General features: G+C 31.3%; 21 protein-coding genes and 1 pseudogene. All 22 read left to right on the plus strand.

Annotation, left to right across the window (positions count from 1 at the left end; genetic code table 11):
- Nucleotides 1-185: 185 nt before the first annotated feature.
- Nucleotides 186-677, plus strand: coding sequence for a hypothetical protein (locus LS81_RS09325; protein ID WP_034345495.1), 492 nt, complete (start codon nucleotides 186-188; stop codon nucleotides 675-677).
- 165 nt (nucleotides 678-842) lie between these two features.
- Complete coding sequence (locus tag LS81_RS09330; protein ID WP_158659436.1) at nucleotides 843-1,250, plus strand: hypothetical protein; 408 nt, start codon at nucleotides 843-845, stop codon at nucleotides 1,248-1,250.
- A 2-nt stretch (nucleotides 1,251-1,252) separates the two neighbouring features.
- Nucleotides 1,253-1,381, plus strand: a complete 129-nt coding sequence (locus LS81_RS12375) for a hypothetical protein (protein ID WP_267892517.1) — start codon at nucleotides 1,253-1,255, stop codon at nucleotides 1,379-1,381.
- A complete protein-coding gene (locus LS81_RS09335) occupies nucleotides 1,378-1,875 on the plus strand; it encodes a hypothetical protein (protein WP_052096499.1) in 498 nt (165 codons plus the stop codon). The genes LS81_RS12375 and LS81_RS09335 overlap by 4 nt, the downstream gene beginning before the upstream one ends.
- Nucleotides 1,876-1,958: 83 nt before the next feature.
- Complete coding sequence (locus LS81_RS09340) at nucleotides 1,959-2,474, plus strand: hypothetical protein (protein WP_104696575.1); 516 nt, start codon at nucleotides 1,959-1,961, stop codon at nucleotides 2,472-2,474.
- Nucleotides 2,453-4,333, plus strand: coding sequence for an alpha/beta fold hydrolase (locus LS81_RS09345; protein WP_052096501.1), 1,881 nt, complete (start codon nucleotides 2,453-2,455; stop codon nucleotides 4,331-4,333). The genes LS81_RS09340 and LS81_RS09345 overlap by 22 nt, the downstream gene beginning before the upstream one ends.
- 10 nt (nucleotides 4,334-4,343) lie before the next feature.
- Nucleotides 4,344-5,180: a hypothetical protein gene (locus LS81_RS09350; protein ID WP_237022223.1), complete on the plus strand. Its 837-nt coding sequence runs from the start codon at nucleotides 4,344-4,346 to the stop codon at nucleotides 5,178-5,180.
- 29 nt (nucleotides 5,181-5,209) lie between these two features.
- Nucleotides 5,210-5,992, plus strand: a complete 783-nt coding sequence (locus LS81_RS09355; protein WP_034347351.1) for a hypothetical protein — start codon at nucleotides 5,210-5,212, stop codon at nucleotides 5,990-5,992.
- Entirely contained in the window at nucleotides 5,979-6,692 is a 714-nt protein-coding gene (locus LS81_RS09360; RefSeq protein ID WP_034347350.1) for a hypothetical protein, read from the plus strand. Before LS81_RS09355 ends, LS81_RS09360 begins: the two co-directional genes overlap by 14 nt.
- Nucleotides 6,689-7,075 (plus strand): hypothetical protein, encoded by a 387-nt coding sequence (locus LS81_RS12090; protein WP_237022224.1) that lies wholly within the window; start codon nucleotides 6,689-6,691, stop codon nucleotides 7,073-7,075. The genes LS81_RS09360 and LS81_RS12090 overlap by 4 nt, the downstream gene beginning before the upstream one ends.
- Nucleotides 7,076-7,191: 116 nt before the next feature.
- Nucleotides 7,192-8,619 carry a hypothetical protein gene (locus LS81_RS12095; protein WP_237022225.1) on the plus strand — a complete coding sequence of 476 codons (1,428 nt, stop codon included), beginning with the start codon at nucleotides 7,192-7,194 and terminating at the stop codon, nucleotides 8,617-8,619.
- A gap of 140 nt (nucleotides 8,620-8,759) precedes the next feature.
- Nucleotides 8,760-9,353, plus strand: coding sequence for a hypothetical protein (locus tag LS81_RS09370; protein ID WP_104696577.1), 594 nt, complete (start codon nucleotides 8,760-8,762; stop codon nucleotides 9,351-9,353).
- A gap of 100 nt (nucleotides 9,354-9,453) precedes the next feature.
- Entirely contained in the window at nucleotides 9,454-9,798 is a 345-nt protein-coding gene (locus tag LS81_RS09375) for a hypothetical protein (protein WP_052096668.1), read from the plus strand.
- A 40-nt stretch (nucleotides 9,799-9,838) separates the two neighbouring features.
- Nucleotides 9,839-10,465, plus strand: a complete 627-nt coding sequence (locus LS81_RS09380; protein ID WP_161976762.1) for a superinfection immunity protein — start codon at nucleotides 9,839-9,841, stop codon at nucleotides 10,463-10,465.
- 31 nt (nucleotides 10,466-10,496) lie between these two features.
- A complete protein-coding gene (locus LS81_RS09385; protein WP_104696578.1) occupies nucleotides 10,497-10,793 on the plus strand; it encodes a hypothetical protein in 297 nt (98 codons plus the stop codon).
- Between the two features lie 42 nt (nucleotides 10,794-10,835).
- Nucleotides 10,836-11,432 carry a hypothetical protein gene (locus LS81_RS09390; RefSeq protein ID WP_138069903.1) on the plus strand — a complete coding sequence of 199 codons (597 nt, stop codon included), beginning with the start codon at nucleotides 10,836-10,838 and terminating at the stop codon, nucleotides 11,430-11,432.
- On the plus strand, nucleotides 11,429-12,850 hold the full coding sequence (locus LS81_RS09395; protein WP_104696519.1) for an Mbeg1-like protein: 1,422 nt from the start codon (nucleotides 11,429-11,431) through the stop codon (nucleotides 12,848-12,850). The genes LS81_RS09390 and LS81_RS09395 overlap by 4 nt, the downstream gene beginning before the upstream one ends.
- Before the next feature lie 9 nt (nucleotides 12,851-12,859).
- Nucleotides 12,860-13,333, plus strand: coding sequence for a hypothetical protein (locus LS81_RS09400; protein ID WP_104696518.1), 474 nt, complete (start codon nucleotides 12,860-12,862; stop codon nucleotides 13,331-13,333).
- A complete protein-coding gene (locus LS81_RS09405) occupies nucleotides 13,326-14,015 on the plus strand; it encodes a hypothetical protein (RefSeq protein ID WP_138069905.1) in 690 nt (229 codons plus the stop codon). The genes LS81_RS09400 and LS81_RS09405 overlap by 8 nt, the downstream gene beginning before the upstream one ends.
- A 101-nt stretch (nucleotides 14,016-14,116) precedes the next feature.
- Complete coding sequence (locus tag LS81_RS09410; RefSeq protein ID WP_034347908.1) at nucleotides 14,117-14,578, plus strand: hypothetical protein; 462 nt, start codon at nucleotides 14,117-14,119, stop codon at nucleotides 14,576-14,578.
- Nucleotides 14,579-14,580: 2 nt separating this feature from the next.
- The gene (locus LS81_RS12100; RefSeq protein WP_034347907.1) at nucleotides 14,581-14,796 is read left to right on the plus strand and encodes a hypothetical protein; all 216 of its coding nucleotides are present in this window, start codon (nucleotides 14,581-14,583) and stop codon (nucleotides 14,794-14,796) included.
- A gap of 84 nt (nucleotides 14,797-14,880) precedes the next feature.
- Nucleotides 14,881-15,420: pseudogene (locus LS81_RS12105) on the plus strand (hypothetical protein); the annotation flags it as partial.

The raw sequence follows: 15,420 nt of genomic DNA on the forward strand, positions 1-15,420 counted from the left end.
TCGTCTTGAAGGACAATATTTTTTATTATAATAAAGAAAATGGTAGCTTTATTGAAGGAAAATGGGTTAAAGGAGAATGGCGTGCTGACAAATAAAGAATTAATTGAGCGAATGAAAGATATGGTCGACTTAGCTGATGCAAGTTATGCGATGTTGTATTATGTTTTTGAGAATAAGGATTGGTAGTGTTAAGATTTAAAGAGATTTTTACAATTAAGAGAATCTTAATATTCCTAATATCTTTATTTTTTATATTATTTTTTATAGGTGGGTGTTCGACAATATTTATTGACCCAAAAATATATTTTGGATACTACCTTTGCAATAAAAATGGTTATCAAATTATTTATGATGAAGATTTATATGAGAAATTAAATAAATTTGATACTTATACAGGCAAAGAAATTATCCCAGAGGACTTAAGGTATATACGGGATAACATACAAACAAAAATAAGTTCGACTAATAAAATTATACTTTCTTTGGTAGAAAAACAATATGAATTATATTTTGATAATAAATTAGTAGGAGAAAGTCTAGATTATGGTATGTCAGCATATAAAATTGAACCTAGAGGTGATGAGGCTGGAGGAACATTTAGTTTTATTCAAGAGTTGAAATTAAGATGTAAAATAGATAGAAAATTTATGAAAAAGGCAAATGTGAATGACAAATAAAGAAATGATTAATAAATTTAAGACTATGCAGAGGTAGCTGATGCAAGCTATGCGATGCTAGACTTTGTGTATGAAAGTAGGAAATGATAATGCTAAAAGTTAAGCAAATATTTACACTAAAGAGAATCCTTATCTCCCTAATATCTTTGTGTGTGATATTATTCTTTGTGGGCGGATGTTCGTTTAGACTTATGGATTGGCAGTGGTATCAAGTTAAGAATTTGTGTAAAAAATGAGAGTGGGATTTATATAGTCAATAAGGAATTATATGAAGATATGATTACACATAATCTACAAGATAACAAATACACACGCAAGATGGAGGAATTTAGTAAAACGGTGTATGAGCGTTATCAATCAATAAATAGTCGTATTTATAAACTTGATGACAGAAAATATTATTATTACGATATGACCAAAAATAAGAGTTATGTAGTTTCTTTTGAAAGAAACTTTGCATATAAGAATTATGGTATATTTTTGACAGGAGATGAAGGCAGAGGTTTTGAAATGAAAAGCTCTGAGATATTGGAATGCTTTAATAGAAACAATACATTCTTGGTGAAGGAGTAAAAATGGCAACAAATAGAGAACTAATAAAGAAATTTAGAGATTATGCGGATTTAGCTGATGCTTCGTATACGATGTTTCATTATGTGTATGATAATAAGGATTCTATATTCAAATCTAGGGAATATGTATGAGAATGATATATTTAATCTTTAAAATCTTGGTAGTAATACTTATAGTAATACTTGTATTTAGCGGGGGTAATACACAATTTCTTGACCCGCAATACTACAAGCTTAGAAAACTTGAAAACGATACAAGTGGATTATATGTGCTTGATGAAGAGTTGGATAGAGAGGCAAGGAGAATAGGAGTGGGCAAAATCCTACAAAATGGATATAAAGTAATTTATGAATATGAGGCTGATATAGATAAAATTGATAGCAGAATAAAAAGTGGGAAACATTTAATATATTCTTATGTTGATGGGAACGGACAAAAAAATATTATAAGTTATTATTTATGTTATAAGTATGATACCTATGCCTTATGGCTGATTGGTGATGAAGGTGGGGGATTTAGATTTAAAGGTGGCGATGAATCTGTATGGCTTTGTAATAGGGATAATGTATTTTACTACAATAAAGAAACAAATACTTTTATAAAAAAGGATAAAAATGACAAATAAAGAAATGATAACAAAATCAAGGATATGGCAGAGGTAGCTGATGCGGCGTATGCAAGATTGCATTATGTGTTTGAGAATATGTAATGAATATCATTAAAAAATACTTCACACTGAGGAAAATTATAATATTTCTTGCGGTAGTATTTGTAGTTTTATTTTTCGTTGGTGGGTGTAGCTTTACATATATGGATTGGCAGTATTATGTGGCAAGGGATATGTGTAAAAATGAGAGTGGATACTACATCTATGATGAAAAGCTATATAAGGAGACAGAAAAAACAAATTATAATGCTCATCTGTCAAATGGTTATAGATTACAATTAAGAAGCGGTTATGGATTATATGAAAATGAAAAAATAATACCTACAAAATATAGCAGGATTATTCAATATATAAATTATGAATATTTCTATATAGACAATAATGGTAAGAAAAATCTCATTTATCAAGGAATAGATATTGGATACCATAACTATGGCTTATGGTTAAGTGGCGATGAGGGAGCAGGATTTGGACTGAATGAGCACAAAATATTAACTTGTGGCTTCAATACGCATTTTATACTTAAGGATAACAAATGGCAACCAATAAAGAAATGATTAATAAATTCAAAGATTATGCAGAGTGTGCGGATGCGGCGTATGCAAAATTGCATTATGTGTTTGAGAATATAGACGCTTTTTTTGATTCGGATAAGTGGAACGAAGCAGATGACATAAGACTTGGGAATCAAACAAAAGAAAACGATAGATACCTAAATGGACGAGAAATATTGCCAAGCTCAAACACCGCCTATGCCCGCTGTATCGAAGCACGATTTATGCAAGATGTCGTGATAGAAAAGGGAACTTTCAAAGACACTACAATCAATAATGACCCTAAAAATGTCTCTGCCACTGCTACCCTCTCCACCCGCACCAAAAACTTCGTCAATCGTTTTAAGCTCCTCCACCATACTTCTTTAGAGTCTTTCTTTAGTCAATCAGGTTTTAGTGCTACTTTATTTTATGATACAAAGGCTACTTCTAAAGATTCAGAATATATCTTTGCCATTCGTGGCACAGAGATAACCCTTGAGGATTTATCCATTGATATAACCCTTGCTAGAAATGGTATCCCTATGCAGTGCTATGAGTTAGCAAGATTCTATGGGGAGCAAATTAAAAAGCATTTAGATTATAAACAAAAGCTAATTATTGTAGGACATTCGCTAGGTGGGTATTTAGCTCAAAGCTTTTGCTTTATGTATCCTGATAGAGTAGCAGAACTCTACACATTTAACTCTCCCGGATTACTTGGAGCTTGGAATAAGGACTTTATCGATAATCTTTTGAGTGGTTTTGAGACTGCTACCTATGCTGTTGGTGGTGTAGGTATCGCAAGAAAAATAGGCTTTAAGCTTTTAACAAAATCGCCTACTACTTTAAAGGTTATGGCGGTTTTAGGGCTACTATCTTTAACGATTAATATCAAGTATGCGACTTGGATACCAAAGGAACTACAAAAATATAGTGGCATTATTAAATACCTCATTAAAAATATAAAAGATTCAGAATCTAGAGAGGGCAAGTATATGCCCTATCCACTAGACAAAAACAACCACTATCACATAGAAGCCACAAATCTACTTGACTTTGAAAAACATATGAGTGATACAACCTTTTATGTGAATCTTATCCAGCATTTAGGCACAGATATAGCAGGGAATTATTATCCTATCTATCTTGGGAATGAGTTATCAAACTCACATTTCTTAGCCCCAATGCTAAATGTCCTTTACTTCTATTCCTATCTTTTAGAATTAGATTCTAATTACGATAAAGTCAAAGATAAAAGCCTTAGTGAGTGTATAGAGTATTGCAATAAATTTATGAATGATATAAAGATTCATTTAGAAACTTTTGTAATAACAACAAACAAGAATAACAAAAGAAGTTTTGAGATAAAAAATGGACCATTTACACCATTTAGGGATTCTCCTAAAGAAATGGATTTTTTAGAAATATTTTTAAGCAGGATTGCAGTGATTATTGGTAAAAGCGATCAGGAACTATCAATGCAAGGTAAATCGTATTATACAAGCTCTATGCAACCCATTATTCCCAAAGAATCTATAATAGACTTTATCACTACACTTTCAAATGATGGATACTATATGAGTATCTTAGATAAAGAATACTTTGCTGAGATAAGAAAAAAATGTGATTATATCAATAATATAAATAATGTAGGATATAAAGCTTGTCTTGCAGAATATAGAAACTTTATCATCATAAATAAAAACAATCAAACAATAGAAAACAAAGACAATCTAGGTTCAATCTATGGATATAATTCAAGTGTATATAGAGCAGTGCATAATAAGTGGTGCGAAACCTCACTAGGAAGTCATTGCAAAATCATACAAGGCTTGTATTATGGTGGTAAAGCAACAATGATAGCAGTTAAGGGAGCATAAGGAAACAAGAATGTTAGAGAATGGTTTTTATATTTCAATACATAAAGAAAAACAAATAGTTCATATCAACTGCATAAACAATAATACAACCCTAGATTGCAAAACAATCCATAACATCATCTTTGAAAACTTACAAGAAAATGAAGCATACAGGGATATAAGCTTACAAGATGTATATAGCTATGAAATATATGTGTTTTTAGAATCTATCCTTCTTACAGGTGGTAATGAATCTAAGAGTTTAGGTTATGAATGCTTCTTTGGCACATCAGATTCTAAAGATAGTAATCTAGGCTTAGATACTCTTAAACCCATCTATCACTTAATCGGTGAGATAGATTCTAACTCTATAGAATCTACAAGCAATAATAAAGATTCTAACAATTCCTTAAGCACCCTCCAAGTATTTCTAGGTAGCAATACCCTAACCCTCCTTAATTACTCCCTCCTAGATTCTAGTCTTAACATCAAATTAGAATGTAACTCTAAAGAATCTAAAGCAATACTAGAGAGAGAACAAATACAAAGAGAGCAGATACAAAGAGATTCTAACTCCATAGATTCTCTAACAAGCACTGCAATGCTTCATCCAATACTAGAAGATAATGAACTTAAATGTCCTCATAATGGAGTAGTAAAACTAAAGAGTAATAAAGGGAAGCCTTTTAAATCTAAAGGTATTCCCTTAGTCTTAGAATCTGATTTATTACATAGCTCTATTGTAGGTTGTCCTAATCCTCCTATAAGTGGAGGACCTTACACACAAGTAGCACTCATACTTCCTCACTCTCGTGGATTAAAAAAGCATAATGAAGATTATCCTATAATGCAAGATTTAACTATATAATTACAGAAAATGTAAAAGAAGTATCAACAATGCAAAAATTTCTACAATGGTATCACAAAAGCACAAGAAATAAAGTCATTATCTTTAGTATCATCTTCACCCTTGCTTTGGGTTATTCGTTTTTGCATAGACCTTTGGGTTTGATAATGTGGTATCGCTTTAGTTTTGCAGAGGAAAACAAACAGATAAAGGTAGTAATTAATTATGTGAGTGATGAAAAAGAATTTTTAGAATCTTACAAACAATATGATATTGCGGGCAAGCTCCATAAAAGCCAAAAAGAGCTTTTTAAATATATTGATGATTTTGAGATTGATTTGCTTGCAAGTTCTTTTGTGGGACTAAGTGAATGGTATTTGCAATCTTTTTTATCAAAAAGTGAAACCCATAGCGAGTATTTTAACCTTTATATAGCCTATCAAGAATATCATAAAAATACTTATATGCCAGAAAATATTAATATGTTTATGGAATTTTTAGACAAGAATCAAAAAATATCTTTTTTTATTGATAGATTGGCACTCAAAGATGAAGAATTTGAACGATATATGTTTCAACAGAGATTTATTCAACTGCAATTTATGTTTGGTATTATATATTTTTTCACACAAGAGCAAGTTTGTGCTTTGCCTAATAAAGAAAAAATATCAAATGCTTTGATGGAATTTTATGATGCCTATCAAAAATTACAAGGCGAAAATAAAACATATAAAACAGCAAAAGAGAGACAGGGAGATGCTTTTGATGAGAATTTGCAAGGCTTACTTAATTTACACAATATAATCAAGGATAAACTCAATGAATGCCAATGAAAACAATAATACCGTAAATCAAGAAGTCTATGACGGCGTAAAAGAAGTAATGCTTCAAGAGGGAGTAATCCCTAAGGAAATTATTAAGAGAAATGAGGTTATTAGGGAAAAGAAAGAAATGCAAGAAAAATTTCAGTTTTTTAAAGATGGTTTGAGTATGGGAACAAATGACATTGAATCTATAGGCAAACAATATCCTATTCTTCAACCTATCATCACCCCTATAAAAATTATTGTTAAAAAAGCAGGATTACCTTTTGAAATCATTGATTTAATACTTGAATATCAAATCAATGGTGAAGAGGGAGTTATCATTAAGATAGGTGGGAAAATAATAGAAACTATTATTTTTGGAGCTGGGACAAGCATAGCCCTCGCAATAGCTGCTACTGTTGCAGGCTATTTTGCTTCAATGACTATCGTGGGAGCGATAGTTGGATTCGCTGTATTCGCTGTTGCTATTGGTTTGGTTATTTGGATTTCTAATCAATCTGAAATTTTACTTCGTTTTATTTATGAAAATGTTTATGTTCGTTTAAAAAAGGAAAAAGAGAGATTCTTAAACTTTACAGATTATATTTTTAGTGGTCAGTGGTATGAAGATTTAAAAGATGAAATTGCTAAAGAACTAAAAAATAAAATTAAAAAAGAAATGTATAAGATTATTGAAAATCCAATAGGAAGATTTATTTTTAAGTGAAAGAAACTACTATGAATCCAAACAATATAAGCAAGGAATTTTATAACAAAAAAACAATCTATGAAAATATCACACAAAATAATATAGATTCCCTCACAAAAGATTCCCCTATTCATCTACTCAATGCCCTATATCAGTGTGAAGACTATATCTTGCTTGATGAAAATAAAGAAGCCATTGTCAATAAAAAGTCTTTCACTTACAAATCCTCTTTCTACCTCTCCTTCCTCTCCAACCAAGATTCCATAAGCGAGGAATACTTACAAGCCCGTAAAGCACTTTATAAAAGCGTGAATTTGTTAAAAAAAATAAAACCTTTAACTTTTATAATAATTTCTATACTTTTCAATCCCAAGACAAAAGCATTCAAATCATTTTCTTAGATACTTCCCGTTCCCTTTCTCACCTTATCCATATCCATAACAATAAAATAGACATATTCACTAAAGATAAAACTTACTTAGACATACAAGAATTAGAATCTCTACTGCAAGAATATATGAATACAAATACAGAGAGCGATAATACAAAACAAGGTTCGCCTATGAGTTTAGATATTCTTAACTCTCCCTCTACTCAAATCTTTTTCTACTCTCATCTCCTCACAGGCTCATCTGAAATAGAAACTAATCCCTTTCTCTTTGGTCAATTAGATAAAGACAATACCATTAAACAAGATACACCAACTTATCACTTCTCACCCAAAGATGAAGAAAATAATCTAGGCACACTTCTTATCTTTTTAAATGCTTCTACTCTTACTCTTTTAAACTACTCTCTCTTAGATTCTACTCTAAATATTAAACTAGAACTCACAAATAAAGAATCTAAAGAAAAACAAGATAAAGCTATCATACAAAGAGAACAAAAACAACACAAAGAACAATTAAAACCTTTAAGCACTGCAATGCTTCATCCAATACTAGAAGATAATGAACTTAAATGTCCTCATAATGGAGTAGTAAAACTAAAGAGTAATAAAGGGAAGCTTTTTAAATCTAAAGGTATTCCTATGATTTTAGAATCTGATTTATTAAACTCTTCTATACAAGGCTGCACTAATCCATTGCTAAGTGGAGGACCTTGCACTATGGTAGCTACTATACTCCCAAATGCAAGAGGATTAAAAAAGTTTAATGATGATTATCCTATCATGCAAGATTTATGTATAAGTGGAGTAATGAGTGATAAAGGATTTCCTATTATTTGCACTCCTAAAGAAAATACTTTTAAGATAAATGCTCCAGCTCCTAGTAATGCAAGGGCACAAAGTAAAGAAGCTTTAAGCTCTCAAATAGATATAACTATTCCTTTTTTAACTCTTATTACGCCTTATAGAGATTTAGAGGAATATTACTTCACACCAAGCACTTATGAAAATAGAGAATCTAAAGAACAATACATTTCTTCACAAAGTGGCTTTTATACGCCAAATGATACACTAGAGATAATACTACCTCCATTATCTAAAAACACAGATTATGCTAGATTAGATTCTAATCCTACTCTTACACCAATACTACAAGATATAAGCAAGATATATAATCTTATATTCTTTAGTTATAGAATCCTTACTCTAAGAATTGCCTACACCATTTATGAATACTTGCTTATTGTGCCAAAAACTATGCCTAAATTCATAAATAAACTTTTAAAAGAACAAAGAGAGAAAGAAGAATTAGACTATGGTTATGGGAGATTTATAGATTTAGGCAGAGATTACATGAGGGAATGTAACATAGGGGAAGGAAAAAATGGGGACAATACAAAAATATCTTTACTTAACATACAAGGCAAAGTATTACTAGCACCTAATGGGTGCGAGAGAGTGAGGGTTGGAGGTGAGGTAGGGAATGAGGATGTAGGTATAATGGATTTTATTAAAAAAGATACTCAATGTGTTGCAATGTATAGATTTATACTATAATAATATAATATCGATTTAGTGGGCTTAAGAAGCAGTATCTTTGACACGATGCCATTATGAATTGACTAAGGAAACAATATAATGATAGACTTTGATTTACTAGGCACTCCATCTCCTCCAAAAAACAATTATGGAAAACGATGAAAAACACTTTTAAGTATGGTTTGCTTGTATTGTTAACTTGGCTTAATATTATTTTATTTTATCCTCTTACATTTATTCCTTTTCCATTTTTTGGTTGGATTACACTTTTTATTCTCTCTTGTATATGGGTATATCTTTTTTTACGATTCTGCGTATATAGCTTTAATAAAATCTTTAAAAAGAATCTAAGAGTTAAAAAGCTTTATTTAGCCTTACCTTATCCGCTTATTATGCTTTCTTGGTTTGGCTTTAGCTTTGTCCCACTTGAGTGGCAACCTAGCTTTAGGGAATTTGAGAGGTTGTGTAGAGAAAGCGATTCTAGAGAAGTTGTTTATGATACGATTTTGGAAAATAAATACTATAATTCTAACAAGTATCCAAAAGAAAAGGCAAATTATAAAAGGATTAACTATCGCTTGGTTGAAAAAGAGGTTTTTTGGTACGACAGGGATAGTGATGAGTTGTTTGCAAAGTTTTACAATTATTATTGGACAGATATTGGTATGATTCCACATTATGAAAGAGAAATGGTTTGTCCAGATATACAAGAATATAGGGCAATTCAACATAAAAGATGGTGGCTAAAATGACAAGAATGCAACAATATATGCAATTAGTCAAATATGCTGAACTCTGTTGGGCTTCTTATAGTGAAGGCTTGAATGAGGGAATGTTTGGGCTGGATTCAATATGCTAGATTTTGATTTTGGAGGTAATGATATGGATAGTCATAATGCAAATTTATTACCACGACCGCCACAAAAACCTAGAAATATTTGGAAATATATCAAAAACGCATTACTATATGGCTTACTCATAATCTTTACTTTTTGTTGCTTGTTTGCTTCTGCATTTTTAGGGTGGATACCCATTTTAATTATTGCTGGTTTTTGGGTGTATATATATGCATATTGGGTTACCTATGCAGCTTTTAAGGTTTTTAAAATCGATAAAAAAATTAATAAGCTTTACCTAGCTTTGCCATATCCCGTTATTATGGGGACTTGGTTTATTTTTTTCTCTTGTGCCTTATGAATATAGGCTTGACTTTTTGATTGCTGACACACTCTGTCAAATGGATAAAAGCAGTATGAGTGATGAAGCTTACATAAAGCTATACTATGATAAAATTGCAGAGTTAGACAAAGCGTATAAACCAAAATATGAGGAAATAAAGCAAAAATATCCATTGGGGCAAGTGTGGTTTGATGAGGCAAGCACCTTGCGTTTAGAGCAAGACCGCAAACTAGATGAGCAATATGAGCAAGATAAAGCAGAGATTGGTAGAGAAAAAATCAGCAGTTTTCTCGTATGGGCTTTTATAACACGAAATGTTGATTATACATACTACATTAACGACGATGGGACAGAACGCTTGATTAGAAAAATAGTAAATTATGAATGGCTAGATTCAGCATTGGTCGCCCAATCATCAAGAATAAGAACAATGACTTGCGGAGATATACGAAATTATAAATTTAAGAAAAGAGGAAATGAAATGATTATGTTATCGCCGATATGGCTTTTGATATTGTTTGTATATTTTTTACCTATAATCATTGCTTTTGTGCGTAATCATCAATCACGCTACAAAATACTTTTACTCAATCTCTTGCTAGGCACTTTTATACCTGTGCTTGTTATTTGTTTGGTATGGAGTTGTACGAGAGTTAAGCACAAGCAAGATGTTGTAGAACGCTGAAGACAATATTGACATAATACAAGGGTAAAAAATGAATAAAATGTATAAATATATACAGTTAGTTAAATATGCCGAGTTGTGTTGGGCTTCTTATAGTGAGGGGCTAAATAGTGGTATGTATGGTAATAAAGAAAAGAAATGGGGCTTTAATGAGCGAGGGGAATATTATACAGATGATGAAATAAAGCGTTTAAAAAAGATAAAAATATTGACCTCCCCACCTACCACCAAGCCCTTAGTGAATCTCAATATCTTATCTTTGAAAAATACAATGTCGGTTTTAGTGATTCTCAAGCCAATCACTTCATTACACGATTTGAAGTCTTAGCCTTTAACCAAGACAATAGTATACATAAAGGAAAATCACATAATGAAAGCCTCTATTAAATATTCCCTACTTTTCTTTTTAACTCTTTTAAATATACAATTCTTTTATATTCTTACATTTATTCCTTTTCCATTTTTTGGTTGGATTACACTTTTTATTCTCTCTTGTATATGGGTATATCTTTTTTTACGATTCTGCGTATATAGCTTTAATAAAATCTTTAAAAAGAATCTAAGAGTTAAAAAGCTTTATTTAGCCTTACCTTATCCGCTTATTATGCTTTCTTGGTTTGGCTTTAGCTTTGTCCCACTTGAGTGGCAACCTAGCTTTAGGGAATTTGAGAGGTTGTGCAAGGAGGATGGGGGTGATACGACTACTATATATAATCAGGAGATTTATGAGAGAATACAAACTACAGGCTATGGTTTTGACCTCAAAACAGAATTAACACAAGAATCTTGGCGAATAAAAGTAAAGGAAGTTTATTATTATGAATATGGAACAGAAAATCTCTTTGAAAAACATAAAACATATCTTTGGATAGATATAGGTATGATTCCCAAAAGTGAGAGAATAATTGGTTGTGCTTCCATAAACAAAACCAAAGAACTTATCAAACAAAGATGGTGGCTAAAATGACAAGAATGCAACAATATATGCAATTAGTCAAATATGCTGAACTCTGTTGGGCGAGTTATAGTGAGGGGCTTAATGAAGGAATGTTTGGGAATGAAGAAAGAAAGTTTGGTAATAGAAATAGTGAAATTTTTAAAGAAAGAGCAAATAACAATGAAGACAATCCCACCTACCACCAAGCCCTTAGTGAATCTCAATATCTTATCTTTGAAAAATACAATGTCGGTTTTAGTGATTCTCAAGCCAATCACTTCATTACACGATTTGAAGTCTTAGCCTTTAGCCAAGACAATAATACAGGGTTTTCTGCTACTTTATTCTATGATACAGAGGATAATGAATATATCCTAGCTATAAGGGGCATTGATATATTTAGGATTAATTGGAATCTTGTGAATGCTGTGAAGTCTGGAATAAAGATTATTCGAGGCAAGGTATCTATCAATTATTATTTAAGTTTGTTGCGATTCTATGATAAAAAGGTAAAGCCCATTATCCAAGATAAAAAGCTTACTATCACAGGACATGTATTTGGTGGGTATCTTGCCCAGCTTTTTGCCCTCTCTTTTCCTGATAAAGTTAATAAAGTCTATACCTTTAATGCCACAGGAGTAACACAAAATACCACAACACAATATGTCAATATGGCTGTTAATATTGCTAATGAAATAACAAAACAAGTTGCCTTTGACTTTAGTGTTTATGATAGCAATCTTGATGAGTTTGTAAGTATTCAAGTTGATGAGAGACTTAAAAATAATGTGAAATTAGATGAAGGACTGCTTGTCTGTAATGATAAAGAAATACAAGACAAGATTCCACAATATCTACAAAGAGAGTTTTTAGAAAAGCACTTTAATACTTATAACTCCCAAACCGCAAAGCTAGGAGCGAGTTTGCTTTTCTCTGAAATCCATAAAGCAGAGATAGGAAAAAATATCTTTGTAAAAATACACCTTGATGGCTTTATCCCACATACTATTAATACCGAAGTCTTTACGCTTAATCAAGAGTTAAGTAAAGCAGTCGATAATCTCATTGCATATCTACCAAATAGTCATAAAGAACTACCACCTGCTCTACAACAAAGTGAAATTTATAGAATCTACACTATAGATATAGCAGATACAGAAACGATAATGCAACAATTTGGTAATCATATACTCCCTAGTGAAACCATTGAATTAAAGCTTGATGCTGTTAAATTGATAACAAAATTTGATGATTTCAAAAGAAGTGGGGCAGTAAAAGGGGCTTTAAAAGCTATGAAAATAACGAATGTAGCTGGGTGGTTGATTATTTTAGTATCCATAAAAAATATTTATGACGAGCTTTTGGTGCAATCCAGAATTACAGAAGATTCTACCCCTATGATAGATTGCTATTGGTGTGGTTGGGAACAATTAATGTTATTGAGATAAAGGACAGCTATGCAATATGATGATTTACATTATGAGTTACACTACATAGCCAAAGAACAAGAAAATATTGTGAGCGAAAATTTCTTTAATATCAGAAATCAGGATAAAAACTTTTTTGTTAAACCTTTGGACCTAGAGACTATTCATTCCCTCACAAAAGATTCCCCTATCCATTTGCTTAGAGCTTTATACACTTGCAAGCCTTTTGCTATTTATGATGAAGATAAACAAAGTTTTATCACACAAGAAAATGCTAGTAAGATACTAGGCTATAAATCTAACTTTGCAAACATTTTTATATATGGCAAAAATTCTCTAAGCACTACATACCTTGAAGCCAGAAAAGCTTTGTATAAAACCTACCAACCCATTAAGCAAGAACAAGCAGAGGAATTACAAAAACAACAACAAGAGCTAGAGCAAGAACTGCAAGGATTAGATTCTAAACAAAAGAGAATACACACAACAAAAAAGAGTGAATAAAAGAAATGCTAAGAATGCTAAAAATCTTATTTTAGAATCTAAAGACAAATCTAAAAGAATCATATTTTTAGATAAATTAGATTCTAACACCTTACATATTTCAATGAGTAACCTTATCCATATCCACAATGAAAGAATAGATATTTTTACAAAAGATAATACAATGCTAGATGTACAAGAGTTAGAATCTCTCATTACGAACTATAAACAAAGATATACAGAATCTAATAACGCAGAATATAGCAATCAAGAATCCCATATCGATTATAATCAAGAATCTAAACTTACTTTAGATTCTTTGCATTCTAGCAACACTCAAATATTTTTATGTTCCCAATTATTACTAGGCTCTAAAGAATCTCCTAATAATCCGTTATTTTTTGGTGAGCTAGATTCTAAAGATAGCAATCTAGGCTTAGATGAATCTAAACCCATCTATCACTTAATCGGTGAAACAGATTCTAACTCTATAGAATCTATAAGCAACAATAGAGATTCTAACAATTCCTTAAGCACCCTCCAAGTATTTTTAGGTAGCAATACCCTAACCCTCCTTAATTATTCTCTTATTGATTCTAGCCTTAACATCAAATTAGAATATAACTCTAAAGAATCTAAAGAAATACTAGAGAGAGAGAACAAACACAAAGAGAGCAGACACAAAAAGAATCCACCCCTATAGATTCTCTAACAAGCACTGCAATGCTTCATCCAATACTAGAAGATAATGAATTAAAAGTATGTTACAATATTAAATTGATCTAGCAAGCTAAAAGGAATATAATGTTTTTATATAAAAAATGCGAAATATGTGGGACTAAAATTAATAAATTACAGAATATTTGGAATATTTATACACTAAAGGTAGGTGAAATTATACAATGTAGCCATTGTGGCACATATTATAAAACAAGTAAAACTATTCAAGCCCTCTCTTCATTTTATGAGAATTTAGGATTAGGCATTGTGCTTTGGGTTATTCTTGGAATCTTTATGAATATACTGATTCATACACTACATGTTGACTTTAATAAAAATATATCTTTTATTTTAAGCCTTATGTTATCTTTTTTGTTGCTAGGTTTTATAAATTGCATAATAGCTTGTATAATCCCATTATACATAACGCAAACCCCCACACACAAGCGTAAAAAATCACTTATATATTGGCTAGGTATTTTGCTGTTATCTATTATAGCACTAGCTTTTATTGCTGGATTTCTTGAAATTTTTGATAAAGGATGAAAATGGCAAAAAACAATAAAGACTTTACAGACCACTTAAGTGATCTTGCCAAAGGGGTTGCTTCTTTTTGGACTACTGCTTACAATTTTGGTGATTTTTTGGGAAGAATCTCTGGATTACGAGATTGGCAACACGGTAGTGTTGTGTTAAAAGATTATTATCAACAAGAAGCTATTGAGGAAGTAAAAATATTTTGGAGAGGTATAGAAACTCTTTAGAATAATGAAGAGGCTAGAATAGTAGCAAAGGAAATATTGACACAAGACATCAAAGAAAGGCCAATGTATTATATTGGTTCTTTTATGATTACATCCGGAATATCTTCCACAATAAAAGTAGGGAGCAAGGTTGGGACAAAAATAGAATCCCAACCATTGAAGATTATTGCGGAACAGAGCATAAATGCAATTCCAAAAACATTATTTGCTTCAACAATTTTTTCCACAAAAGCTCTTAGCACAATCCATGAATTTTACCCAAGTTTTAAAACCCTCAACAACAATATCTGCTCTTTATATAGTCATGATAAAAACTATACAAATCTTTTTAACCAAGATGTGATAATGTGTAGCTTTCTACAAAATGAAAATCAGGAATATAAAACACAATCTTTGCAACAAGAAATACAAAGGCTTTACCACAATATCCAAAAAACCAATACGGAGTTTAATTCTTATAAGCCCATTCCTATTGTTTCATTTACAAATCCAAAGATAGCATATATCCAAAAAATAAATCCCAAAGATATAGAATCTCTCACACCAAATTCTCCCTTACACCTCCTTAAAGCCCTCTTTTTCTGTGAGGATTATATACTTTTAGATTCTAATAAAGAGCCGTTA

This window comes from Helicobacter trogontum (assembly GCF_000765905.2).
Taxonomy (GTDB): domain Bacteria; phylum Campylobacterota; class Campylobacteria; order Campylobacterales; family Helicobacteraceae; genus Helicobacter_A; species Helicobacter_A trogontum.

Excerpts from the sequence above, each read along its gene's own strand:
- LS81_RS12375 (WP_267892517.1), top strand. The coding sequence starts at position 1,253 with ATGGCAACAAATAGAGAACTAATAAAGAAATTTAGAGATTATGCGGAT.
- LS81_RS09335 (WP_052096499.1), top strand. The coding sequence starts at position 1,378 with ATGAGAATGATATATTTAATCTTTAAAATCTTGGTAGTAATACTTATA.
- LS81_RS09340 (WP_104696575.1), top strand. The coding sequence starts at position 1,959 with ATGAATATCATTAAAAAATACTTCACACTGAGGAAAATTATAATATTT.
- LS81_RS09345 (WP_052096501.1), top strand. The coding sequence starts at position 2,453 with ATGGCAACCAATAAAGAAATGATTAATAAATTCAAAGATTATGCAGAG.
- LS81_RS09350 (WP_237022223.1), top strand. The coding sequence starts at position 4,344 with ATGTTAGAGAATGGTTTTTATATTTCAATACATAAAGAAAAACAAATA.
- LS81_RS09355 (WP_034347351.1), top strand. The coding sequence starts at position 5,210 with ATGCAAAAATTTCTACAATGGTATCACAAAAGCACAAGAAATAAAGTC.
- LS81_RS09360 (WP_034347350.1), top strand. The coding sequence starts at position 5,979 with ATGAATGCCAATGAAAACAATAATACCGTAAATCAAGAAGTCTATGAC.
- LS81_RS12095 (WP_237022225.1), top strand. The coding sequence starts at position 7,192 with ATGAATACAAATACAGAGAGCGATAATACAAAACAAGGTTCGCCTATG.
- LS81_RS09370 (WP_104696577.1), top strand. The coding sequence starts at position 8,760 with ATGAAAAACACTTTTAAGTATGGTTTGCTTGTATTGTTAACTTGGCTT.
- LS81_RS09375 (WP_052096668.1), top strand. The coding sequence starts at position 9,454 with ATGCTAGATTTTGATTTTGGAGGTAATGATATGGATAGTCATAATGCA.
- LS81_RS09380 (WP_161976762.1), top strand. The coding sequence starts at position 9,839 with ATGGATAAAAGCAGTATGAGTGATGAAGCTTACATAAAGCTATACTAT.
- LS81_RS09385 (WP_104696578.1), top strand. The coding sequence starts at position 10,497 with ATGAATAAAATGTATAAATATATACAGTTAGTTAAATATGCCGAGTTG.
- LS81_RS09390 (WP_138069903.1), top strand. The coding sequence starts at position 10,836 with ATGAAAGCCTCTATTAAATATTCCCTACTTTTCTTTTTAACTCTTTTA.
- LS81_RS09395 (WP_104696519.1), top strand. The coding sequence starts at position 11,429 with ATGACAAGAATGCAACAATATATGCAATTAGTCAAATATGCTGAACTC.
- LS81_RS09400 (WP_104696518.1), top strand. The coding sequence starts at position 12,860 with ATGCAATATGATGATTTACATTATGAGTTACACTACATAGCCAAAGAA.
- LS81_RS09410 (WP_034347908.1), top strand. The coding sequence starts at position 14,117 with ATGTTTTTATATAAAAAATGCGAAATATGTGGGACTAAAATTAATAAA.
- LS81_RS12100 (WP_034347907.1), top strand. The coding sequence starts at position 14,581 with ATGGCAAAAAACAATAAAGACTTTACAGACCACTTAAGTGATCTTGCC.